Consider the following 23,209-nt stretch of genomic DNA (forward strand, 5'->3'; position numbering starts at 1 on the left):
GCTGGAAGCGTCAGAACTCCCATCATCGCAGGTCAGCAGGCACCTCTCTTCGTCTCGCTATCCACAGACCGCCCGTCAATCGGTGGATCAAGGCTTAGGGCCTGTGTGATGTCGTGATCAATCCGGCCGATCCGGGTCCGTACGGAAGGCGGATCCGGATCGGCAAGCTGTCAGAACGGCACGGCGGGGCAGCTGGTGCCCCGTGGTGGGACTGCCAGGTCGGTGAGATAGCTGTCCACGGCGTCCTCCATACACGGGCCGCTGGTGACGCTGCCGTGGCCGTGGCCCTCGTAGGTGAGGAGCACGCCGCTGCGGCCGAGCTGCCGGGCCACCGAAACCGCCCACGGGTAGCCGGTGGCGGGGTCGTGCAACGCGTTGGACACCAGGATCGGCGGGGCACCGTGTGCGTCCAGGCGGTGCTGCGGGTTGGCGGTCGGTGCGCCCAGACACGCCGCTGCCATGTGGATCGGCAGCAGGTAGGGCATGTCAGGCGCTGTCATCTTCATCATGGCGACGAGCGAGGCGTACTCCTGGTAGTCGTGCACCGGCAGGTGCCAGTCCGAGCAGAAGACCGGGGTGGCCGAAGGCAGCGGCGCTATCGAGGTGGGCGACGCGGGCAGCGGCTTGCTCGCGTCCATTCCCGCGATCGCCGTGGCCAGGCCCGCGTAGTCGGCCTGGTAGAACTTCCGGAACGCGATCTTGTTGACCAGGTCCGAAGAAGACAGCGCGGTGCCCGGCTTCGCCGGGTCCTCCAGCTCGCCGCGCCCGGCCTGGGCCAGCAGGCCCTGCCATACGGCGCGGACGTCGCGGGCGTGCAGCGCGCAGTCCGCGGCACCGTCGCACCACTTCACGAACTCCTGGAATGAATCCTCTGCTGTGGTCGCCTCGGACTGCAGGAAGTCACGGGTGGTCGGGACGCTGTGGTCCATGACGCTCTCCAGCACCATCGCGCGCACGCGGCGCGGGTAGGTCTCGGCGTACTGCGCGCCGAGCAGCGTGCCGTACGAGCTGCCGTGGAAGGTCAGTTTCCGCTGGCCGAGGGCGGCCCGGAGGGCGTCCAAGTCCCGGACCGTCTGGGCGGTGTCAAGATGGTCGAACACTGGGCCGGTACGGGCCCGGCAGTCGGCACGGAGCCGACTGTTGTACGCCATGGTGGCGTCGAAGTCCGCCTGGCTCTTCAGCTCCGGTGACGGCCGCTCGGCAAGCAGGTCGCCGGAGCAGGTCACCGGGTTGCTGCTGCCCACGCCGCGTGGGTCGAAGCTGACGATGTCGAACCTGCGGCGGACCTCGGGGCTGAACCGGCTGATACGGCCCACCACCATCTCCACACCCGAGTCGCCCGGCCCGCCGGGGCCGAACACCATCGAGCCGACGCGTGCGCCGGGGTCGATGGCCTTGCGGCGGGCCACAGCCAGGTCGAGTCTTTGCCCGTTCGGGTGGGCCCAGTCGACCGGCACCGAAAGAGTGGCGCACTCGGCTCCCGGGTTCGCCGGGTCGTCACACGGTGCCCAGAGCAGGGCCCCGGTGGCAGACGGCGACGCGTGGACCGCGGGAGCGGCGGCGAGGCCGGTGATGACGGCCATGGCGGCTCCCACGACCATGGCCGTGCCCCGCGCGGCGATGCGCCGCAGTGCGGATCTGCCCCTTACTAACGGCATGGATCCTCCTCGTGAAGAGAGCGGTTGTGTCAGGCGTGCGGACCCGGCCGGGGCACCGTCGTCACGTTAGGTGCACGGTCGACCATGTGGTGCCCCTGTCAGGGGCTTTTCCGGGTCGGATCGGGGACGGCTCAGGGGCGACCGGGCGCAGGGCGAAAAACGGTCAGAGTCGGGTCAGGGGAGGGCCGTCGAAGTCTCGGTCGGCCCGTCAGCCACGACGCCGACCTCCGGATCCGCACTGTCGGGCACGAGCTCAATCGGACGGCGTGACCGGGGAGCACATGCCGAGCCACTGCTCGGCGCCCCAGGCCTGGAACCGCTCTACCTCAGTGAACCCCAGCTTTGCCGCGAGGCGCATCGAGCCGACGTTGGCGGTCTGGGTGGTGAGCACCACCGGCTCGCCGGGAAGCGCGCCGGCGAGCCAGCCGAGTGCCGCCGCGCACGCCTCGGCGGCGTACCCGAATCCCCACGCTCGCGGCAGGAACAGGTAGCCGAGATCGGCCTTCCCCGCGGCAGCCGGGCGACGGTGCCCCGTTGCTCTCCTGAGCAGGATCTGGCCGATCATCGACCCGTCGAGATCAACGACGAAGCTCCCGGGCCGCCGCTCGGGTGCCCCGGACATCTCGCGCTCAAGCTCGTCGCGCGGCCGGGGGCCGCCGAGGTAGGTGTGCACCTCTGGCGAGGCGAGCAGCTCGATGAACGCCGCACGGTCCCGGGCCTCGGGCTCACGGAGCACGAGCCTCTCGGTCCTGATCGGGGCAGGTGGCCAGGCGACGGGGCCGAGCTCAGTCATACCGGCCAGCCAATCAGCAGGCTTAGGAAGCGATCAAGACTCCCGGACCGATCAACCCATCAGCCCGGACTCTCGGGCACTGGCTGTGGAATCAGCCGCGATTGTCCCGTCTCCGGGAATGTGGCCCGTGACCATGTGCTGACCTGGAGGTGGACAGGTGTGGTGAGACGAGGTATTCCGCTTTGTCTCACTTCGAATGGCCGCTCTTGGCGCGCGTGGAAAATCTCGCCTGTGTGGCCAGGACCCCTCCTCCTGGAGCCTGCGGATGGCTCGGCTGCAGTGGGGAGACGTTCAGCACGTGACCGCCGCCGACGGCTTGGGACCAGAGCCGGTCTCAGGCGTCGTCCTCAGGTGTGCCGGAGGTGAGTAGTTGGCAGCTGTCGAAGTTCATGCACCCGCAGGCGAGGCAGTCGGCGACGGCGTTTCGCAGGGCTTGCGTCTCCTGGATGAACTGGTCCAGTTCGGGGATCTTGCGCTCCGCGAGAGTGCGCCACTGCTTGGTAGAGCCTCGGCCGACGTCGGTGTCGAGCAGTTGGCGGATCTCGGCCAGGGTGAATCCCGCCCGTTGCGCCATTTTGATCAGGGCGATCCGTCGCAGGGTGCTGGTGGGATAGACGCGTCGGCCAGTGACTCGCCGGGCGGCCGGCAGCAGGCCGATGCTCTCGTAGTAGCGCAACGCCGAGGGCCGCATCTTGACCTGCCGCGCAAGGTCACCGATGCCCAGCTCTCGCACTGATCCCCCTTGACTTCAAGCGTGCTTGAACCACAAGTCTGACTCGGTGCCTCTTTCATCGACAACCCGCTTGTTGCCGCCGGGGTATCGGCCGCTGTTCGCTCATGTCGAGTTCCGACGGCTCTTGCCTGCTCTGGCGGCCTCCGACCTCGGTGATGGGATGAGTGTGGTCGCCGTGGCGTGGTTGGCCGTTCTGATCGCGCCTCCCGGTCAGTCGGGGCTGGTCGTCGGTGCTGCGGTTGCCGCTTATGCCCTTCCCGGGGCCGCTGGAGCGCTGGTCTTCGGGCGTTGGCTGCGGCGGCTGACGCCTCGGCGGTTGCTGGCCGCAGACAGTTGGCTCCGGGCCTTGCTTCTGGGCTGTGTGCCGTTGACCTGGGCAGCGGGAGTGCTGCACCCGGTTCTTTATATTGTCCTTCTCGCCGGGTCGTCGGTGCTGCATGCCTGGGGTGGTGCGGGGAAGTACTCCCTGATTTCCCAGATGCTTCCGCCGGATCAGCGTCTGGCCGCGAATGCGCTGGTCAGTTCGAGCGCATCGGCGTCTGTCATCGTCGGTCCTGCACTCGCCGGATTCCTGGCGGTGGTCGTCAGTCCAGCCTGGATCATCGGCCTCGACGCCATGTCTTTCGCCATCCTTGCCATCCGGGTAGGTCGGCTGGGCGGTGTGGCCAAGGCGGTGTCGACGGCTGCGCCAGTCGACACCGGCCAGTCGGCCGCCGGTCTGCGCTTGTTGCGCCGTCAGCCGGAGCTTCTCGGGGTTCTCGCGCTGACGTGGTTCTTCAACTTCCTCTATGGGCCGGTGGAGGTCGCGCTCCCGCTGCATGTCACCGACGACCTTCACTCGGGGGCGAGCCTTCTTGGGCTGTACTGGACTCTCTTCGGGGTAGGTGCCGTTGTCGGCGGCTTGACGGCCGGCGCTTTGAGCAAGTTTCCGCTTTGGCCGGTCACTTTGGGCATTGTCGCTGGTTGGGGCCTGATGCTTGTGCCCTTCGGCCTGGGCGCGGCTGCTGGTATCTCTCTCGTGTGCTTTGGCCTCGGCGGCATGATCTACGGACCCTTCACGGCGCTGTCCTTCACCTTGTTCCAGGAGCGCACCCCTGCCGCCTGGCTGACCATGGTCCTGGCCGTCCGAGGCGCCGCCCTTCTCACTGCCTCCCCGGTGGGCACCGCGCTCGGCGGCCCTCTCAGCGCCGCCATGGGGCCCCGGCAGGTTCTGGCTGCTTCAGGAATGGCGACCATCACCCTTGCCGTGGTTGCCATGGCGGTGCGGACCTGGGGGAGGAGTCGAGCGCGGAGGTCGCTCATTCAGTAGGGCGGGAGAGGGATGAGGCGGAAGTCCCATGCGGGTCTGTTCCGGGTGGGGCGAGTGGTTTCTTCCGGATGGAGTGCTCCGAAGGAGCGCGGGTAGCACCGGGTGAACTTGTGGAGCGCGATGCGGTCGGTGATCCATCGGTAAGGGGGTCGTCGGTTTCCTCGGGACGGTGTCGAGCCGTTCCAGAGCGTGATCGAACAGCCGCAGCCGCGAAGTCCTGACCGCTTGCTTTGCGGCTCATGTCTGAACTGGAACCCAAGACGGGCGGTTCGGTGCCGTGTACGGACAGGGCGATGTGCGCAGGCTCAACTGAGCTCTGCGCACGGTTAGTTTGCGATGCCGCTGTGTAGGAGGATGCTGACGTGTCGTGTGCTGACCGACGTGTTAGGGACGGGGGCCATGGACTCTGGGTGGGTGAGCATCGTGGAGGCGTCGCAGGTGCGGGTCTGCTCGGCCACGGGTGAGGCGGTCGGCGCCGGGTTTCTCGTCGCCGACGATGTGGTGTGCACCTGCGCCCATGTCGTCGCCCGGGCGCTCGAGGTGCCGGCTACGGCCGAGCAGGCCCTGGGCCAGCAGGTGGACCTCGGCTTTCCCCTGTTGGGCGGCCGCCCCGGGGTAGGGGCGACCGTGGTGTCCTGGCGGTTCGGCGGGGCAGATGTCGCGCTGCTGCGGCTGGACACGCGCCCCTTGGACACGCGGCCAGTGCCGCTCGTCGACAGGACCGCCGTGCGGGGGAACGCATTCAAGGCGTTCGGCTACCCGGCCGGGGCCGACCACGGCGTCTGGGCCTGGGGCACCCTGCGCGAGCAGGGCTTGGGCTGGGAGACACAGGAACCGGGGCCGCGCATCCTGGAGGGGTTCAGCGGGGCGCCGGTCTGGGACGGCGCGCAGGACGGCGTCGTCGGGATGATGGTGGCCGCGAACCTGGGTGAGAGCACCGTGTATCTGTTGCCGTCGGACGCGCTGGTGGCCGATGAAAAGATCCTGAGGCCGCGCTGCCCTTTCAAGGGGCTCTCGGCGTTCGAGGAGGAGGACGCGAAGTTCTTCCACGGCCGCGACAGCGACACCGCGCGCGTGCACGCCGCCGTGCACAGCCGGTCGGTGACCGTGGTGGCGGGGCCCTCGGGGTGTGGAAAGTCCTCCCTCGTACGGGCTGGGGTGCTGCCGCGGCTGCGGGCCGAGGGCATGAGCGTGTCCGAACTGCGGCCGCCTTTGCCCAGGGTGCCGGCGGCCGCCGTGCTCGGACGGGCGTTGACGGAGATCCTGAAGCCGGAGCTCGGCGAGGTCGAATGGCTTGCCGTCGCCGAAAGGCTGGCAGGGCTCCCCTTGGAGATCGGCCACGATCTGGCAGCCGAACTGCGGGCCAGGGTCCTTGCCTGCGGAGGGAGCGCCGGACACGTCGTCTTCATCGACCAACTGGAGGGGTACGACCCCTGGGTCGCGCGTGACCTGTTCGGAATGCTCGCCGCTCTGGCAGGCACGGACGGCGCGGCCGCACTGCGGGTTGTCGCCACCGCACGGCCCGACTTCCTCGATGTGCTGGTCACCGCCAGCACCTCCGATCTGGTCAGCGAGGCCGTCTGTTTCCTCGCGCCGCTGGGCGGCCGTGACCTGATGCGGGCGGTGACCGGGCCCGTCGACGCGGTGCCGGGACTGTGGTTCGAGCCGGGGCTGCCGGATCGGATCATCGCGGATGCGAGCGAAAGGCCGATGCCGCTGGTCCAGTTCGCGCTGACTGAGCTGTGGATGCGCCGCACCCACTCGACGCTCACCCACTCCGCCTACGCCGACATGGGCGGTGTTGCGGGCGCGCTCGTCGCGTACGCGGATGGCACCCTGGAAGGACTGACGCAGAGCCAACGGGATTGTGCCCCAAGGCTGTTCGCGCAGCTCGTCCGGTTTGGCGACGGTGACACCTTTTCCCTGAGGCCAACCCGCGGAGCCGACCTCGCCCCCGAACTCCGCGAGCTGGCATGGGAGCTGGCCGACCGCCGGCTCGTCGATCTCTTCCGCGGTGCCGACGGAAGGGAGATCGTCTACCTGCCGCACGAGGCTCTGATCCACCAGTGGCCACGCCTGAGGCAATGGCTTGTCGACTACCGGGACTTCCGCGTCTGGCAGTTGCAGCTTCAGGATGACCTGATCTGCTGGCGAGACCACCGGGAGGGCGCTCGCTTGCTGAGCGGATCCGACCTGGCTGAGGCCTTGCGCCGGCTGGCCGAGTGCCCCGAGGACATCTCAGCCGACGAGCGCAGCTACATCCTGCTCAGCCGCCGCCGCTTTTGGTGGCGCGGCGGCAGGGCAGTGCAGGCGGCATCCGCGGCGAGGGGAAGGGTGGAGATGTCGATGAGGCAGGGCAGGGACAGGGCAGGCCGGCGGCACTGGCAGGTTCTGGCAGTTGTCGGTTTGTGGATCGCCGTCCTGGTGGCTGCCGCGTCGATCAGTGTGCGTGAGGTGCTCGAAAGCTTCCAGCTGCACGCACGGCTGGGACCCTCCGATACGCCCGCGGTGGTGACGGCGATCGTGGCCCTGGGCACTGCCACTGGCACTTTGATCGGTGTCACTCTGACCGCTTACGCCAAGTACGTGCAGGCCCGGGGGCAGGCCGAGGCGGATCTCATCCGGGCAAGGGCAGAGATGATGCGTGCGGAAGCCGATGTCACCAGAGCCCGCGCAGGGCTCCCACCGCACGACCCCCCCGCCAACGGCGATTCGCCAGCGCTCACGTCACTTGCCGAACCTGACACTAGCCAGCCTCCACCGTCCGGTGGGGTCACCTGATGCACCTTGAAGGTGCCCGGCATCCTGGGCGGACGTTGTCCGGGAACCAGCCTCGTGGACCCGCGCGTCGCAGGTAGCGTCGTGCTGGGCGTGACCTGGTGTCGGCGTCGGCCCGGTACGTCGCCACCGGTCGGACCCGCTGACGACTCATGAGGAACCGAACGGGGGAGCATGACCGGTGCCGAATACGCGCAGCACTTCGATTGTGGCGTGCGGGCCTTGGAGGCGTACGAGCGCGAGGGGAGTTCTGAGCAGGCCGATGCCGCGCAGAAGGCCTTCACGTACGCCCTTCGCTCCGTTCCTGCGGATCTTCCGGAGACCGAGCGTGACCGTTACCGTGCTGCAGCTCTGGGAGACCTGGCCGGGGTCTGGTACGCGCGGGGCGCGCGCACCGGCGCCGTGCACGCGGTACACCAGGCGATGCGCCACCTGAACGAGGTGTTCCGGCTGTCCGACGAGGAATCGACGGCGGCGAACCTGGCGTCGGTCCTGCGTCTCCGGCAAGGCCTGCTGCCGAAGCACGACCTTGGCGAGCTCACCGAAGCCCTCGCTCTGCTGCGGGAATTGAAGGAACGCGCTGCCACCCGAGGTGGTGCCATGAACTTCGACGCCACGATTGCTCTCTTCTGCACGTACGAGGAGCGGCTACGTAGACGCGAGGACGAGGGGGACCGCCTTGCCCTCGCGGAGACCGCCGAGGAGATGGCGCGGATCGCGGTGCAGCAAGATCGGGAGGATGCCGCGGGTTACCTGAAGACCGCCTCCGCCCACTTCCTGGCCGTGGCCGATCACCCTGGTGAGGGCGAGGGATACGCCCGGAAGGCTCTGCATCTGGCGGCGGACGCCCTCGCCCGCTGTGATCCGGAATCGGACAATCACCGCCTGTATGCCTTTGACTGGGCGCTGACCGCACTGGTGTGCCTGAGCAAGAACGAGAATCTCCCCGACGCACACGTCGAACGCATGTTGCCGCTCCTGCACGAGAGCGTCCACCACAAGGTGGCCGCCGACGCAGGTTCCGATCTCCCGGAACTTGTGACGCGGTCGTTGGTGCAATGGTGGGAAGGCAGCGGCAGGACGGACCAGCGCGCGGCACAGGCGGCGCTTGCACACGCCGAGGCGGCGCTCGCGAGGCTCACCGAGGACAGCCTTGGTCAGGTGCCTTCCCTCCACACGATCGGAATCCTGCTGCAGCATCGGTTCGCTGAGGAGACCGGTTCCCTGGCCGATCTGCGACAGGCAGCCGTCTGCTTTCGGCGCATCACCGAACTTTCCCCACCGGACTCGCCCGACCACCGCCACGCTGCAGCACATCTGACGACATGCCGTCTCGCGTCCGCGGGCGACAGCCCCGTCCTGGACCTGGTCCATCCCGACGACTTTGACGACCCGGACCCCCAGGCCGACCCGACGGAGGTGCTGACCGCCGCCCAGAGCCTGCTGAACAGCGCCCGGGGCATCTTCGAGAAGGAACTGGTCGCACGTGCGCTCACTCTGCTGGGCCGGCTGGGGGACGGGGACGACCTGGGGCCCGTCATGGCCGCGGACCACGCACGAGTCCTGGCATCCGCGCTGCTGATGCAACTGCGGCACCAGCCCCACTCGCTGGCGCTCGGGCGTGCGATGGACGTCCTCGAGCGGGCGGCCGCGGCGCAGCCGGAGGACGGTACTCGACGTGCGGTGCTGCTGGCGAAGATCGCCGGCTGCTGGCGTGCACGATACGACAGCAGCGGCAGTCCGATCGATCTGGAGGAGGCGATCGAACTGGCCCGTCGCGCGCGTGACATGCTGCCGAGCGGCGGACGTCACCACCAGGACAGCACCCGGCAGCTCGGCTCTCTGCTCCTCATCCGGGACAGGCGCTCGGCGGAAGGGCTGCGTCTGATCCGTGAGTGGGCCGCTCCGGACGACACCGAGGAGTCCGCGGAGGCCGCCGCCGACTGGTCCCGCAGCGCGGCCGGAGCGGGCGCGCGGGAGGAGGCGTCGGTGGCGGCGCAGATCGCTCTTCGGCGGGCCTTGACCCACCTGGAGGATTCCGGCGGCAGTCTGGAGGAGCGTCTCTCGCGGATCTATGACGCTGAGGTCATCGCGGTCCAGGCCGCCCTCAGCGCAGTCCACGCCGACGACCTGGGAACGGCGCTGCGCAGTTTGGAAGCAGTCGGATCCGTACGTGCCTTGGGGCCCGGAGAAGGTCCGGATCTGCGGCCGCCTCCCGAGGGATGTGTCGTCGTCCACCTGTGTGTCTCGGGTGGGGTGAACGTCCTCGCTCTCGGCACGGACGCATCAGGCCGGACCGAGGCCCTGTGGCTTCCCGCCTCCGGCGAGGACGTGGTCGGCCAGGCGGGCCTCTCGGGGCTGACCCAGGGCGTCACCCCGGACCCCGCCTGGTACCGGCAGACCATGGACGTACTCGCAGGCTGGGCGGGCGAGCATCTGGTGAAACCCGTGCTGGAGAAGTGGCCCACCTCCTGGCTCTGTCTGATTCCGCACGGCACGCGTCTCGGATCGTTGCCCCTGCATGCCGCGTGGTGGCCGGACCCGACGCTGCCGGAGGGACGACGCCATGTCCTGGACGAGGTACTGGTCACCGTCGCGAGCGGCACCAGACGGCCAAGGGCGGGCGAACCACACCTCGAAGAACCGAGCAGCATCCTCGCGGTCGCCGATCCCGAGCCCATGCGTGGACAGCCGCTGCCCGGGGCCCGCCGCGAGGCCGAAGGAGCAGTACTCCACTTCGCCCGCTCCACACTGCTGACGGGCACCGACGCGCGCCGCGACGCGGTCCTCGCCGCCCTCCCGGGAGCCGGCATCGTCCATCTGGCCACACACGGCCACACCGACGCGCTCCGCCCCCTCGTCAGCGGGCTGGTTCTGGCCGACAACGAGACCCTCAGCATGGCCGAGCTGCTGGAGCAACCCCTGTCGGGCACCCGTCTGCTGGTGCTCTCCGCGTGCTCCCTCGGCCAGGGAGGAATCTTCTTCCTGGGGCCCCGCCCGACGGGCCCGCTGGTGCAGGCCCTGCTGCGCACCGGCGTGGGCGGCGTCGTGAGCAGCGTGTGGCGGGCACCCGACGAGAGCAGCAGCCTGCTGATCGACCGCTTCTACCAGCTGTGGCGCTCCGGTTCCTGCCCGCACCCCGCCGAGGCACTGCGCAAGGCCCAGCTGTGGCTCCGCGACGTCACCAACAGCGAACTGGGCGGCATGCCACCCACCTCACCGGCGGCGCGACGCTTCTGGGAGACGACCCGCCCTTATCAACACCCCGTCCACTGGGCGGCGTACTGCTACGCGGGAGTGTGAGAGATGACGTCCGCCGACAAGTCCGACGAGTCCGTCGAACGTATCGAGACCGACGAGAGAGTCCTCGAATGCGCCCGGGCCGTTCGCGCGGAGCTTCCCCGGCTCATCGGCCCGCTCGCCGCCGAGCGCAGACGGGAACTGGACACACGTCTGGCACAGGCCCTGGCCCGCCCCGGCGACGCCGGCACCGTCGAGCGGATCCTGGTGGTGCTGCAGAGCGAACCGGAACTCCGCACCTGGGCGGCCCACTTCCTGGAGGCCGGGAACCCGCCCCGGTACACCGAGCGGGGGGACTACCAGCCACTGCCCGGCTCCGGCGAGGCGGTCCAGGCCACCCGGTACTCCTGCCCCGAGCACGACTTCGCCTGGTACAGGGCTTTCCTCGACGAGCCCCCGCCGCGCTGCCCGACCCACGGCCACGCCCTGGTACGGGAGGACCCCCCGTCGTGCTGAACCGCTTCCTGGACGTGGTAGCGGGCCGCCTGGCCAACGAATGGCTGGTGGTCGGCACCCAGTCGCTGGTCTTCTGGGTGGGCGGCTTCGCCGCCGTGGCCTGGGGCACCGGCCGTTCCCCCATCGACCGCCTGCGCGCACTCACACCAGGCACTCAGACCCTCATCGTGGCCGCGGCACTGCTCGCCTTCGTGCTGTCAGGGGTCGCCGTCCGCCGACTGACCCCCGCCGTCCTGACCTTCTTGGAGGGATACGGCTGGCCCGGCCAACTGCGGCGCTACGCGACAACACGTCAGGAAGTCCGCCGGCACCGACTACGGGAACGCTGGGAGCGACTGCGCGCCGCCCTGGACGACGCGGCGGAGCCCGTCGCCCCGGACACGTACGACGCCTTTGTACGGACCGATGCCGCCCTGCGGCGCATCCCCGGTGCCCCCGAACGGCAACTGCCCACCTGGGTCGGCAACACCCTGCGCGCGGCGGAACTGCGGCCCTACCAGAAGTACGGCCTGGATGCGGTGAAATGCTGGCCACACCTGTGGCTGGTGCTGCCCGCCGAGGCCCGTGACCAGATCTCCCGGGCCCGCGCCGCGCTGGACTCCGCGGTCTCCGCGCTGATCTGGTCCGCCGCCTTCGTCGTCTGGACACCATGGACCGGATGGGCGGCGCCCGCCGCCGCCGTGGCCGCGGCGGCGGTGTACCGCGGGGCTTTGCGCGGCCCGTGCGCCGCACTCGCGGACCTCCTGGAGGCGTCGTACGACCTGCATCGCACCGCCCTGTACACGGCACTGCGATGGCCTCTGCCGACGGACCCGGCGCACGAGCGTGAGTCGGGCAAGCTCCTCACCGCCTATCTGTGGCGAGGCTCGGACGCGCCGGTTCCCGTCTTCACCCCACCGCCCGACGCCCCGGAGGGACACCGATGACCGAGGAGACGTCACCGTCCCGGAGGGACCAGCAGGGGGCCCGTACGCCGGAGGAATTCGCCTTGATCCACGAGGGCGTGCTGCGCGAGCTCGGCGACCATACCCAGGCGGACATCCTGCTGCGCCAACTGGCTCAGTCCCCGAACCCGCGCACCCTGAGCTCCGTGGGCGAGAAGCTGCTGCGGCAGGGACACCCGGAGGAGGCCGCGCGGGTACTACGCGAAGCCCTGCGCCTGGCCAGCGACGAAACACCCTCCGCTGAGACCGTCACCAACCTGGGCGCCGCACTGCTCATGTCGAACCGGAGGGACGAGGCCGAGGCCGTTCTGCGCAGAGGCGCCGAGCTGGGCAGCCCCCTCGCGGCCGCCAACGTGGCCGCCCTTCTCCTGCAGCGCGGGGACGCCCAGGGCGCCGAACGCCTCTACGCGAGAGCTGCGGAGACCGGGGACCGCACCTCTGTCCTGAATCTCGCCACCTTCCTGCACGACACCGGGCGCCATCACGAGGCACACGACCGACTGCGCACGTCGGCCGAGAACGGCGAACTGTCGGCAGCCGCGCTGCTGGGCTCCTTCCTGGCGGAAGAGACACCCGCGCAGGACCTGCCAGCCGCGCGGCACTGGCTCACCATGGCGGCACGCTCGGGCGACACCGACAGCGAACTGCGGCTGGGGCGGCTGCTGGCCTCGACCGGTGACCGCGAACAGGCCCGGCGATGGCTCACCCGCGCCGCCGAGAAGCTCGACAGACAGGGGAATCCCGGTAACGGCATGGGGCAAGAGGGCAGCCCGCTGCCGACTGGGGGCGATGACTTCATGATGCGGGTACCCGGGCCTTCCGGCTCCTCGCCGTCAGCGCAGGCCGCGTATCTCCTGGGCCAGCTTCACGGTGAGGACGGCGACACCGAGGAGGGCCTGCGCTGGCTGCGCCTGGCCGCCAGGGCTCGCGTGCCGGAGGCCGTTCTGCAGTTCATGGACCTCGATGAGGAGGAAGCCCGGAACGACGAGGACACGATGTGGGCCGGGCTCACCGAGACCGAGCCCGGAGCCGCACAGCAACAGAACCCCACGACCTCGTCCGACGGGAGCGGCCCGCCCCTACCGGACGCAATCCGGCAGGGACAGTGGTACCTACTGCCGGAGCAAGACCTCGCACTCCGGGAACCATCCGGAAACCGGGACCTGCCCACGGACCTGATGGTCGGCGGGTGGCCGCTCGACGAGGACGGGCACTGCGGGCCGTTCGAACCCAATCCTCACTACGTGCCCGACAGCGCGGCAAAGCCGACCGATCCGACGCACGCGCTACTGCGCCTCCTCGTCAAGGGCCAGGGCTCCGTCGACCGGCTCCTCGCGCTGCTGCGCCACACCGTCCTCGAGGTCGCCTGCGACGAACAAGGCCAACCGCTCCTGATATCCGCCCCGAACGGGACGCCGTGTCTGCCGGTCGTCACCGCGGCCCTCCACACACGGCGCCTGCCACCCGCTCGCTGGGAGCGCGTACTGGGGAGGACTCTGCCGGAGATCGCGCCAGCAGGCGTGGACATCCTGCTCAACCCTGGTGACAGAGCACAGATCCTCCTGTTTACCGAGGGGCTGCGCCGCTGAAGGAAGACCAGTTCAGGCTGGCCATCCTGGACGAACGAGCCCACCAGTAGGGGCCGGTCTCCCATGCATCGGCCGCATCGGGCCGCTCCATCACCACGGGAGCAGGGAGGTGTTGGGTGCCCCGCCCCGCGTGCATGCGAAATGGTCCCGCCGACCTCAGCTGCACGACCCATACGGCGCCGTACCACTGCGGGCAGCAGGAAGGCGTCGGACATTGCCCAGGCCTGCAGCCTGTTTCCGCAGCCGTTCGATCTCCTCGTGCTGGGCAGCTATCCGGGAAAGGGCGCATCCAGCCTGGCCGCGTGGCTGGCGAAGCGGCCGCGGATCGAGGTGATCTGCCGGGACCGTGCTCCGTTCTTCGCGGAAGACGCCACAGCCGGGGCACCCCAGGCGACCCGGGTCGCCGACCGCTGGCATCTGTGGCACAACCTCGGCGAAGCCGCCGAGCGGACCGTCGCCCGCCACCGCCAGTGCCTGCGCGTCCTCGTCCCTGAACCGGCAGGAGACGAGGGCGACGAGCCCATGCCCCTCGAAGGAACGTCGGGCTCGCCCTGGAAGAGCGACCGGTTCGCCAACCGCGTCCGAGCCAGGCATGCCACCGTCCACGCACTGCTGGAAGCCGGCCACAGCCGCCGGTCCATCGGCCGCCAGCTCCACATGACTCACGAGCATCCGGATTCTGGTCGTGGATGTCGCGCGAGTGCCAGGATGCGTGTCGGAGCGCAGACGGATACGGAGGGGAACGTATGCGACCGACGTCGGCAATGCGCGAGTGGAGTACACGGCGCAAGATGACTGCTGCTGCGACGCTGCAAATGCTGTGGCTGGGTGTGCTGATTACCGCCCTCATCATCTGGGACCTCTCGTTCTCCGTCCCCGTCGCCATCGTGATATGGGCCGGTCCGGCCCTGGGAGGAGTGGTCGGTACCTGGGCCGCCTCGAAGACATCTGCTAGGTGACGATCAGTTACCGCTTCACGGAAAGTGAGCCAGAACCCGAGAACGGACAGCGAATGTTCACCACTTCGGGAGCCGCCGCTAATGGTTGGTGTTCGATGTTCATGAGAACGGGCAGCACTGGGGGGTTCGGTAGAAACGGAGCAGAGAACCGGCCTTGCTGTCAGAAGTTTTGACGGCGTGTTACCTGGGCCGTCAGGGAGTGCGGGTGAGTGATGACACGCCGCTCGCCAGGTGATCCCGTGATGGGCCGAGGGGCGCGACAAAACCCGTTGCTGGCAGGCGATGCGGCGTCGGATACGTGGCGGCAGTTCCATTGCCGTTGATCCTGGGGAGCCCTCGTGACCACGACCGTCCACGCCGTCGATCCGCACGACGAGGCAGCGCTGCGCGCCTGGTACGCGTGCTTCCGGGAGGGGGCCGTGGCCGGGCGCACCGATCCCCTCGTCGACTCCTTCGGCAGCCTGGCTCCCCGGCTGCGCGACCGGAGCGAGGCCGCGCCGCGCAGGGTCCGGGCGGTCGCCGCCTACGAGGGCGGGGCCGTCGTCGGGGCCCTGCTGCTGGAGTTCCCGCTGGCGGAGAACCGGCACGTCGCCGAGGTCGAGATCGACGTCCCGCCAGGTCATCGACGCCGCGGCGTCGGCGCCCTGCTGTTCAAGCACGCCGTGGACGCCGCGCGGGCCGAGGGCCGCACCACCCTGCTCGGCGAGGTCCCGGTCCCCGACGGAGCCGGCCCCGACGGCGCGCCGGGGTTGCGCTTCGCCGAGCGGCACGGCTTCAGCGTCGAGCACGGCGAGGACCACTACGTGCTGCCGCTGCCGGCGGTCGGCACTGCGCCGATCCGGGACGGCTACTCCTTGACCGGCTGGGTCGGCCCCTGCCCGCAGGAGCACCTGGACGCCTACGCCGCCCAGCGGACCGCGATGGGCCGCGACGTGCCGACCGGCACTCTCGACGTGGAGCCCCCGGTGTGGGACGCGGCCCGGGTCCGTGCGGCGGAGGGCCGACACGTGAAGCAGGGATTCACCCCCGTCGTGACCATGGCCAGGGGGCCAGGTGACGAGTACGCGGGCTACACGCTGATCCTCGTGATGGCCGACCAGGACGGGCAGGTGCTGCAGGACGACACCCTGGTGCTGCGCGCGCACCGGGGGCACGGCCTCGGCGCGGCACTCAAGGCCGCCAACCTGGCCCGGCTGGTGGAGGCGTTCCCCGGCAGCGCCCGCGTCCACACCGGGGTCACCGGCACCAACACCGCCATGCTGGCCGTCAACCGCCGCTTCGGCTTCCGCCGCGTCGACTCCGAGGCCGGCGTCCAGCGCCGCCTCGACTGATGCCTTCCGCGTCACCGCCGCACCCGCCATCCACCGGCAGCTCCCCACGCACTGCCAGCCCCTCGACGGCACCTCGGCGATCCCGGCACAGCGCAAGGCTCGCCGCGAGTACGAGAACCGTGTCAACGCTCTCGGGGCTACCGGCTGACCAAGGTCAACCGCTGTCAGAAGTTTTGACAGCAGCGCCGGTTCTCTGTTCCGTTCCTACGGGACAGCCCTTAGCACTCGATCACAGACAGACCCCGCAACGGCCAACAGGCGGGGCCCGGAGATCGGAGTGTCAGTCGCTTCTGCGAGCATCCTGCCGTGACGACCACACCTGATCAGCGCCCGGACGAGGCCACTCTCGACTTCTTGGGCTCCGCGTTCGCGCCGGAGTGGCGCGAGCCTGCCCTCGGGCATGAAGCCGTCGCAGCCTGGGAGTCCGAGAACAAGGTGACCCTTCCCGAGCCATACCGGACCTTTGTTGCGGAGATCAGCAACGGGTGCAGCCTCGGCCCAGCAGAAGACGGCGGCCTCCAGCCGCTCGGCTGGCTGCCCGCCAGTTGGCCCGACCTCGGCCTGCGGCAGCCTGGGGAACCGTTCCCCCTGGAGGCGAGCTGGCCGTGGGAGGACGACGAGAGCGTCGATCCTGAGGAGGATCCGCGCATCGATGCCGTGTACACCCAGGGTTCGATCGTGCTCGGATCGGAGGACGGGCAGTCGTTTTGGGTGCTGGTGACCACAGGACCCCGCCGGGGCGAGGTCTGGATGGTGTCCGACGTAGGCGCCGGCCCGGTGCCCGGGGACGACGCCTGGGGCTTCGAGCAATGGGTGCAGCGCTGGCATTCCGGCGACGGCTGGTGGGACTGAGCGCGGCGCCCGAGACTCGGAGCGATGATGGCCCCCGCTGCACCGGCACTGTCAAAACTCGTGAACTGTTCGATTCAGGTTGGGCGCCCAGGTGCCTCCCATAGCGCTGAACAATTGCTGTCCGTTTTCGTGTACCGAGCCACGCCAGGCGTCGCCAACTGCGCCTCATGTGCGTCCTCACCGGAACTCATGCTGCCCATTCCAGTCCGAGGTCGGCGAGGGCGGCGAGTTGCTGCTCGCTCAGCCGGTCCCGCCGGCTCTTCTGGTTGCTTAGCCAGACGCCCAGTCGGACTGAAGTGCCGTCGGGGAGCTGCTCGACGTGCTGTCGTCCGACCACGGTCTTCCCCTCCCGTGCGATGTAGCGCTGTAGGGCGGCTACGCCCCGTGTGAACGCGTCGGAGCCCTCGCCTACCCCCGTCTTCACACTGGTCCGTGCGGATGTCTTCTGGGCCCGTACGACTGGTTTCACCCCGAGTTCGCCGAGGCGTCGTTGCTGCTCGGGGTTCAGCCGTGCCCAGTCCCGCGCCTGCCGTACCGTCCAGCGTCCGATGTCGTCACCGCGGTAGGTGACGCCTGGCAGAATCTCCTCGAACTTCCCGCCGGCTTCCAGGAGGGCAGCCAGACCGACGTGGTGGCGTTGCCAGTCGACGGTCCACCCCAGCACACTGGGGTTCCAGTCCGGATCGATCGCGGCGAGCTGCTTGGCACGCCGCGAAGCCGCACCGTCGGCCCGAGGGCTATCAGACGCACCGCTTGGTGACGCCTCGCTGGGAGGCCGCCGAGCGGCGCCGGCTGACTGAGTGGGGGCTGCCGAACAAGCCCGTGAAGCCGCTGCGGGTGTGGCTCAACCCGGATCACGGCCCGGCGCTGGAGGCGCTTCCCTTCGACCTGGTGTGGGCGACAACGTGGGAGGAAGAAGCCAACGCCTTCGTCGCGCCAGTCCTGGGATTACCCGAGCTGCCCTTCATTGCCTGGCCCTCTCCGCGGCCCGAGCCCGGGGCTGGTGTGTTCTGGAAGACGCCTGAGATCGTCACCTGGGCGAAGGGCCGTGCGTTCGCCTGGGTCGACGACGAGATCACAGAGGCGGATCGTACCTGGGTGAAGGAACACCACGACGGTCCCGCCCTTCTGCACCGGATCGACCCACGACGCGGCCTTGCCATCGACGACTTCGCCACGCTGACCGCATGGGCAACCGGCCTCGACTGACTCCGCAGCCGGTCGAGAACCAGCCGCGACGCCGTCCTGCATGATCGTTACGGGACAAGTCTTAGGGGAACCGAATCAATCGCGATGCCGTCGAAGGGGCAATTTGAGCTGCTGAAAGGCCTAACCGTGACGAAATCCAGCATGTACCTGCTCGTCGCATGCGCTGCGCTTGCCCTCGCCGTGGTCGGCTGCGACGCAGGGTCCACACCGGCCACCGCCGGAGGCGGCGTCCAAGCAAAGGCAGCCCGGTGGTCCGAACCGAATCGGTATTCCTTCCGGCTTCTCTCCGAGTCCGGAGAGCGGGGCGGCCTTGGGGAGTACCGGATCACCGTGGAAAACGGGAAGGTCGTCAAAGCGATCGGCCTCGACGAGTCGGCCCGGCGCACGGTCGAGGGGAATCCGCAGGATGTCCCGACGCTTGGCGGTCTCCTCACTGATGTCCAGAAGGCCCGTGCAGGCCAGGCTGAAGTCGCGGAGACGGTATTTGCCGCAGATGGACACCCCGCTGAGATTCACATCGACTGGCTGGAGAATGCCATCGATGACGAGGCCGACTACCTCATCACCGAATACCGCGAACTTCCCTGACTGGCGCGGCAAACTGCCCTCTACCGCGTGCCGCCCTTCGGCCGGACGGCGGCATCGCGATTGATTCGGTTCCTGTCCGACCTTCCCGCAGACCACGTTGGTCCGGCTCGCCAAGCTCCGGTGGCGCATCGGGCATGACTACCGCGAACGACGTTGATGTCACCCGTTGATGTCAGAAGCCCCCGGACGGCTCCCACGTTCGCGCGAAAAAGGGGGAGCCGCGGCCGGCCCGTCGCCGGTCGACCGGCGTAAGACGGGTAGCAAACACCACCCGATCTGCGACGGGAAGGGCACCCCGTTCAAGGTCATCACCACCGCGGCGAACGTCAACGACATCACGCAGACCCTTGCCCTTGTCGACGGCATCCCGTTGGTGGCCGGACGTCCAGGCCACCCCCGCCGACGGCCCGACGCCGTGCTGGGCGACAAGGCGTACGACTCCCAGGCGGTCCGTCGTGCATTGCGCAATCGCCGGATCATGCCGGTGATCTCTCGCAAGGGCGCCCCGAACATTAAGGGTCCGGGCAAGCTCCGCTACGTCGTCGAGCAGACCTTCGCCCTGCTGCACCAGTTCAAGCGCCTCGCGGTCCGGTGGGAACGACGGCTCGACCTGCACGACGCCCTCGTCTCCCTCGCCTGCGGTCTCATCTGCTGGAGAAGGCTCAGCCGGCAGCGTGCGCGGTCAGCTGTGCGGTCCTACGCTGGCCAGTTGTGACTGACAGCCCTCTGCGATGGCCCCACAGTGGGCTCCGTCCGTTCCAGATAGTCCGCTGCCGAGTGACGGGACACCGCGGACGCTTCGGCGTGGAAGTCGAGTTGATCGCGCCCGTAACCAAGGTCCTGGCATTCATCGACAGAAGACTTCCCAGCGGTCGACAGCACGCTCGATGCCGTCGTACTCGACTTCGTGCCCAGCGGTGAGCTGCGTCTGTCGGCTCGTCCATCGTCACTGACTCGGCAACAGCGGTGAAAGACGCCCGCACCCAAGACCACGGCGCACGGCAAAAGCCGGACGCCCGCCCAACATTCAAGATCGTGTTACGAGCTCTTAACTTGATCTTTAACCTCGGAGGTCGAACGGCTCCTCGTACTTGATCACTCGGACTGGCAACCGCCTTACACGAGGGCGGCCTTCGGCCGAGCATGTGATCCGACCAAGCCTGAGCAGCGCGAACGGATGCCTGCGCGAGTCCTCCGGCGCACCGTGATACCCGCTGTTGACCGTGGTTTACCGACCTGTCGGGCACGAATCGAGCACGGCTATGGCGTGCGCCTTCCTTGTCCCGAGCGCGATCGCGAACTCAAGTGGCCTTGCGTGTCTGCCATTTGACCAGAGCTGACGCGCAAGGTTCTGTCCGTGGTCGTCCCAGAGAGTACGAGGAAGGCCGTCGCCGTTGGCCCCCGTTTGTCCCCTCGACTGTCAGTCGATGCGCTAGAGGTTGTCGCGTATGGGGTGGTAGTCATGCCCTGGGGGTTATGCCCAGCCCTTGCGCGAGTCCCTGGTTCGCTGCCCCGCGCTGCAGTGCCCCGCTTTCCCCCGCGCCGCCTCTGCGCCGCAGTACGACCAAGCACACCCCGACCGCGGCCGCGAGCACAACCGCCATGGAAACAGTGAAGATCATGAGTCTCCCGTTTGTCTGGGCGGAACCGTCCTGTGGCCCCTTGCCGATCCGTTACTGTCAGTATCGGCGCTATGGCAGAGTTTGTGAATACAGCTGCGATGATCGGGGCATGGCCCGGACGTACTGGTCAGTGAGTCATACGTCGAGCTCGCCGGACGTGCTGCCACTGTCATGAGATGAGAGACCGGGGGTGTCGGTACTGTCACCGGGCTGTATAGGCGCAGGTCGCGTACTGACACGAAATCGAGAGATCGCAGGCAAACCCAGACTCCGCATCTTGGGGGAACCTCATTTGCGTAACGGTGGTTCTGACGGGTTGCCGTCCTGGTTGCGTAACGGGGTGCCCAACGGGTTGCGGGCGGTCTGTCCGGGCGGCGGGTGTCCGGGCAGGTCACCGCCCCTGGGTCAGCCCCTGGCCAGGCTTCCACAGGAAGAGTGCTTCCTCTTCCCCGCTCCGGGGCCGGTGGGCAAGCCCCGGGGTGTGGTGGGCAAGCCCACGAACTCGGCATGGGCATCCCCGTGGAGGCCGAGCGCGGCCGCTATGGCGGCTACCGACCGGCCCGCGGCTACCGGATGCCGCCCCTGGTGCTCGCCAACGACGAGGCCCTCGCCGTCGTCCTCGGACTCCTCGCGGCCGAACGGCTCGGGATGGGTACGACCGTGCTGGCCGGCGCGGGCGCCCGGGCCAAGATCGAACGGGTGCTTCCGCACGCCCTGCGGGAACCGCTCGCCGCCATGCGGGAGACCCTCTCCTTCACCGCCAACGCTGTGAGCGCACAGGCACCCGGGAGCGGCGTCCTACTTGCCCTGGCGCAAGCCTCGCGCGCCAGACGACCGTTGGCATCAAGTACCAGTCCTGGCGGCAGGACCAGACCGAGCGCGACAACGACCCCTACGGCGTGGTGTTCCACACCGGCCGCTGGTATCTCGTCGGCCACGACCATCTCCGCGACGACCTGCGAACCTTCCGCATCGACCGCATCGCCTCCGTCCACTCCCGCACACAGACCTTCACCACCCCCGACGGCTTCGACCTGGTCGCCCACCTGACCTCGACCCTCGCCCAGGGGCCCTACCGCTGGCCGGTCGAGGTGACCATCCACGGGGGCAGCAGCTACCGGCAGTGCGGTGGGCGCGATGGGAGCTGCCGCCTGGTAGTAGCCAATCCATACCTCACCCCCAAGAGCCGACGCTGCAGAAGCGCCTGAATCTGCCCGCGGGTGGAGGCGACAGCCCAGGCTAATCAGCACTTTGTGATCTTCGACCACTCACTGGTCTCGCAGGTGGACGCTGGTGACGGCGACTGCACATGCGGCGCACGCCCACACCGCGTAGACGGTCCAGGCTCCGCCCGTGCTCCACGGGAAGGCGATCGGGGAGTAGTTGACATCGACGAGCCGGAGCCACGCACGGAAGGGCAGGGTGTGCCCGGCGACCGCCGACCAGTGGCGGCCGTCGGTCAGGAACAGCGGCAGCACGAGGATGACCATCACCGAGGTAATCATGGTGGAGGCGGTGTGCCGGATGACGGCGCCGAGCGCGAGGCCGGCGAGCGTGCACACCGGCGCGAGGAGGGCGGAGGCCATAACGACGCGGAAGGCTCCCGGGTCGCCGATGGAGACGCCCGCGTCCCGGCGATCGAGGATGGCCTGCGTCACAGCGAACGAGATCCCTGCGACGACCATGCCGAAGACGGTCGTGACCACCGTGACGACGACCGCCTTGGCCGCCATCACCGAGCGGCGGGCCGGAACGGCCGCAAATGTCGTCCGGATGGTGCCCGTGCTGTACTCCCCGACGATCACCAGGGCGCCGATGGCGCCGAGGGCGACGGCCATGAGCAGGGCCGCGTTCACAGTGAACGCCTCCTCCAACGGGATCCCGTCCCTGACAAATGCGGCGCGGTCCTTCGACTCCCGCAGTATCGAGTGGCTGTACGTGTCGTAGGCGGTGCCCGCGTTGAAGCCGATGACGGCCAGTGCGGTGGCCCCGTAGGCGATCCAGGTCGAGCGCAGCAACCCGTGGTTGAGCCACTCGGCGGCGACCAGGTCGCGGAAGCGGGCGTGGGGTTCGCAGGCGGGGCGTTCGCCGCTGGACATGCCTGTTGTCGTGGCGGTGGTCGCGGTCATCGGGGATCTCCTCCGGGGAACTGGACATGGTCGGCGGTGAGCTCCATGAAGGCCTCCTCCAGCGAGGCGGACCGGGTACTGAGCTCGTGCAGCGGGAGATCGTGCCGTCGGGCGATTTCGCCGATCCGCACCGCGGTCAGGCCGGTCGCGGTGAGCTGCTCACCCTCCACATGCACGGCCGCGCCCTCGGCGGTCAGCAGATCCCTCAGGGCGGTCGCGGCGGGCGTGGTCACGGTGACGCTCTGTTGGGTGCCGCGGGCCGAGAACTCCGCGAGGCTCTCCGCCGCGAGCAGCTCGCCCCGGCCGATCACGATCAGCTGATCAGCGGTGTGCTCCATCTCCGACATCAGATGGCTGGAGACGAACACGGTGCGGCCCTCGGCGGCGAGCCGCCTGAACAGCTCACGCACCCACTTCACCCCTTCTGGGTCCAGGCCGTTGAGCGGCTCGTCGAAGAGCAGCACCGGTGGGTCGCCGAGCAGGGCGGACGCGATGCCGAGTCGCTGTTTCATGCCGAGCGAGAATCCGCCGATGCGGCGCCGGCCGACCTCGGCGAGACCGACCTCTCGCAGCACCTCGTCCACCCGGCGCCGCGGGATGCGGTTGCTGCGCGCCAGCGCCGACAGATGCGCCGCCGCACTGCGCCCGCCGTGCACGTCGTGCGCGTCGAGGAGGGAGCCGACATGACGCAGGCCGCGCGGCCGGTCACGGAAGGGCCGACCCTCGATGGTGACCGTGCCACTGGTGGGCTGGTGCAGGCCGAGGATCACCCGGAGTGTGGTGCTCTTGCCTGAGCCGTTCGGCCCGAGGAATCCGGTCACTTGACCGGGGCGCACGGTGAAGGTCAGGTCTTTGACGGCTGTCGTGCCGCCGTATCGCTTCGTGAGTTCGCTGACTTCGATCACGGTGCTCACGGTGCCGTTCGGCGCCCCCGCTCGTCGTCGAACCGGGGCTGACAA

19 protein-coding genes are annotated in these 23,209 nt (G+C 68.9%); 13 read left to right on the top strand and 6 right to left on the bottom strand.

The window, feature by feature from the left end:
* Window positions 1-170 precede the first annotated feature (170 nt).
* From ACFU6I_RS37590 to ACFU6I_RS37600, 3 genes are all read right to left on the bottom strand, one after another.
* Window positions 171-1,601 (bottom strand): alpha/beta hydrolase, encoded by a 1,431-nt coding sequence (locus ACFU6I_RS37590; RefSeq protein ID WP_384375639.1) that lies wholly within the window; start codon window positions 1,599-1,601, stop codon window positions 171-173.
* A 310-nt stretch (window positions 1,602-1,911) separates the two neighbouring features.
* Window positions 1,912-2,451, bottom strand: a complete 540-nt coding sequence (locus ACFU6I_RS37595; protein WP_384375567.1) for a GNAT family N-acetyltransferase — start codon at window positions 2,449-2,451, stop codon at window positions 1,912-1,914.
* 334 nt (window positions 2,452-2,785) lie between these two features.
* Window positions 2,786-3,184 carry a MerR family transcriptional regulator gene (locus tag ACFU6I_RS37600; protein ID WP_384375570.1) on the bottom strand — a complete coding sequence of 133 codons (399 nt, stop codon included), beginning with the start codon at window positions 3,182-3,184 and terminating at the stop codon, window positions 2,786-2,788.
* Window positions 3,185-3,230: 46 nt separating this feature from the next.
* Here ACFU6I_RS37600 and ACFU6I_RS37605 point away from each other — a divergent pair, with 46 nt between their 5' ends.
* The 9 genes from ACFU6I_RS37605 to ACFU6I_RS37645 all read left to right on the top strand — a co-directional run bounded on the left by ACFU6I_RS37605 (window position 3,231) and on the right by ACFU6I_RS37645 (window position 16,702).
* Window positions 3,231-4,493: an MFS transporter gene (locus ACFU6I_RS37605; protein WP_384375642.1), complete on the top strand. Its 1,263-nt coding sequence runs from the start codon at window positions 3,231-3,233 to the stop codon at window positions 4,491-4,493.
* A 369-nt stretch (window positions 4,494-4,862) separates the two neighbouring features.
* Entirely contained in the window at window positions 4,863-7,274 is a 2,412-nt protein-coding gene (locus ACFU6I_RS37610; protein ID WP_384375573.1) for a trypsin-like peptidase domain-containing protein, read from the top strand.
* A gap of 171 nt (window positions 7,275-7,445) precedes the next feature.
* A complete protein-coding gene (locus ACFU6I_RS37615) occupies window positions 7,446-10,574 on the top strand; it encodes a CHAT domain-containing protein (protein ID WP_384375576.1) in 3,129 nt (1,042 codons plus the stop codon).
* Window positions 10,575-10,577: 3 nt separating this feature from the next.
* Complete coding sequence (locus tag ACFU6I_RS37620; RefSeq protein ID WP_384375580.1) at window positions 10,578-11,027, top strand: hypothetical protein; 450 nt, start codon at window positions 10,578-10,580, stop codon at window positions 11,025-11,027.
* Window positions 11,021-11,953 carry a hypothetical protein gene (locus ACFU6I_RS37625; RefSeq protein WP_384375583.1) on the top strand — a complete coding sequence of 311 codons (933 nt, stop codon included), beginning with the start codon at window positions 11,021-11,023 and terminating at the stop codon, window positions 11,951-11,953. The genes ACFU6I_RS37620 and ACFU6I_RS37625 overlap by 7 nt, the downstream gene beginning before the upstream one ends.
* Window positions 11,950-13,560, top strand: coding sequence for a type VII secretion system-associated protein (locus ACFU6I_RS37630; RefSeq protein WP_384375586.1), 1,611 nt, complete (start codon window positions 11,950-11,952; stop codon window positions 13,558-13,560). The genes ACFU6I_RS37625 and ACFU6I_RS37630 overlap by 4 nt, the downstream gene beginning before the upstream one ends.
* Window positions 13,561-13,701: 141 nt before the next feature.
* Window positions 13,702-14,355, top strand: coding sequence for a transposase (locus ACFU6I_RS37635; RefSeq protein ID WP_384375589.1), 654 nt, complete (start codon window positions 13,702-13,704; stop codon window positions 14,353-14,355).
* A 502-nt stretch (window positions 14,356-14,857) separates the two neighbouring features.
* Window positions 14,858-15,850 carry a GNAT family N-acetyltransferase gene (locus tag ACFU6I_RS37640; protein WP_384375592.1) on the top strand — a complete coding sequence of 331 codons (993 nt, stop codon included), beginning with the start codon at window positions 14,858-14,860 and terminating at the stop codon, window positions 15,848-15,850.
* 306 nt (window positions 15,851-16,156) lie between these two features.
* Window positions 16,157-16,702 carry an SMI1/KNR4 family protein gene (locus tag ACFU6I_RS37645; RefSeq protein ID WP_384375595.1) on the top strand — a complete coding sequence of 182 codons (546 nt, stop codon included), beginning with the start codon at window positions 16,157-16,159 and terminating at the stop codon, window positions 16,700-16,702.
* A 187-nt stretch (window positions 16,703-16,889) separates the two neighbouring features.
* Here ACFU6I_RS37645 and ACFU6I_RS37650 read toward each other — a convergent pair whose 3' ends face one another.
* A complete protein-coding gene (locus tag ACFU6I_RS37650; protein WP_384375598.1) occupies window positions 16,890-17,366 on the bottom strand; it encodes a helicase associated domain-containing protein in 477 nt (158 codons plus the stop codon).
* Window positions 17,367-17,455: 89 nt separating this feature from the next.
* Here ACFU6I_RS37650 and ACFU6I_RS37655 point away from each other — a divergent pair, with 89 nt between their 5' ends.
* The 4 genes from ACFU6I_RS37655 (at window position 17,456) to ACFU6I_RS37670 (ending at window position 21,329) form a co-directional block, all read left to right on the top strand.
* Window positions 17,456-17,911 carry a hypothetical protein gene (locus tag ACFU6I_RS37655; protein ID WP_384375602.1) on the top strand — a complete coding sequence of 152 codons (456 nt, stop codon included), beginning with the start codon at window positions 17,456-17,458 and terminating at the stop codon, window positions 17,909-17,911.
* A 141-nt stretch (window positions 17,912-18,052) separates the two neighbouring features.
* Window positions 18,053-18,499 carry a DUF6174 domain-containing protein gene (locus ACFU6I_RS37660; protein ID WP_384052702.1) on the top strand — a complete coding sequence of 149 codons (447 nt, stop codon included), beginning with the start codon at window positions 18,053-18,055 and terminating at the stop codon, window positions 18,497-18,499.
* Between the two features lie 169 nt (window positions 18,500-18,668).
* Window positions 18,669-19,214, top strand: a complete 546-nt coding sequence (locus ACFU6I_RS37665) for an IS5 family transposase (RefSeq protein ID WP_384375605.1) — start codon at window positions 18,669-18,671, stop codon at window positions 19,212-19,214.
* Window positions 19,215-20,600: 1,386 nt separating this feature from the next.
* Complete coding sequence (locus ACFU6I_RS37670) at window positions 20,601-21,329, top strand: WYL domain-containing protein (protein ID WP_384375608.1); 729 nt, start codon at window positions 20,601-20,603, stop codon at window positions 21,327-21,329.
* A 60-nt stretch (window positions 21,330-21,389) separates the two neighbouring features.
* On the opposite strand, the gene ACFU6I_RS37675 is transcribed toward ACFU6I_RS37670, so the two are convergent.
* Together ACFU6I_RS37675 and ACFU6I_RS37680 are read right to left on the bottom strand one after the other, a co-directional pair.
* Window positions 21,390-22,250 carry an ABC transporter permease subunit gene (locus ACFU6I_RS37675; RefSeq protein WP_384375611.1) on the bottom strand — a complete coding sequence of 287 codons (861 nt, stop codon included), beginning with the start codon at window positions 22,248-22,250 and terminating at the stop codon, window positions 21,390-21,392.
* Window positions 22,247-23,155: an ABC transporter ATP-binding protein gene (locus ACFU6I_RS37680; protein ID WP_384375614.1), complete on the bottom strand. Its 909-nt coding sequence runs from the start codon at window positions 23,153-23,155 to the stop codon at window positions 22,247-22,249. Before ACFU6I_RS37680 ends, ACFU6I_RS37675 begins: the two co-directional genes overlap by 4 nt.
* Window positions 23,156-23,209: the final 54 nt, after the last annotated feature.

The sequence above is a fragment of the Streptomyces sp. NPDC057486 genome (assembly GCF_042802415.1).
In the GTDB taxonomy this organism is placed as follows: domain Bacteria; phylum Actinomycetota; class Actinomycetes; order Streptomycetales; family Streptomycetaceae; genus Streptomyces; species Streptomyces yanii.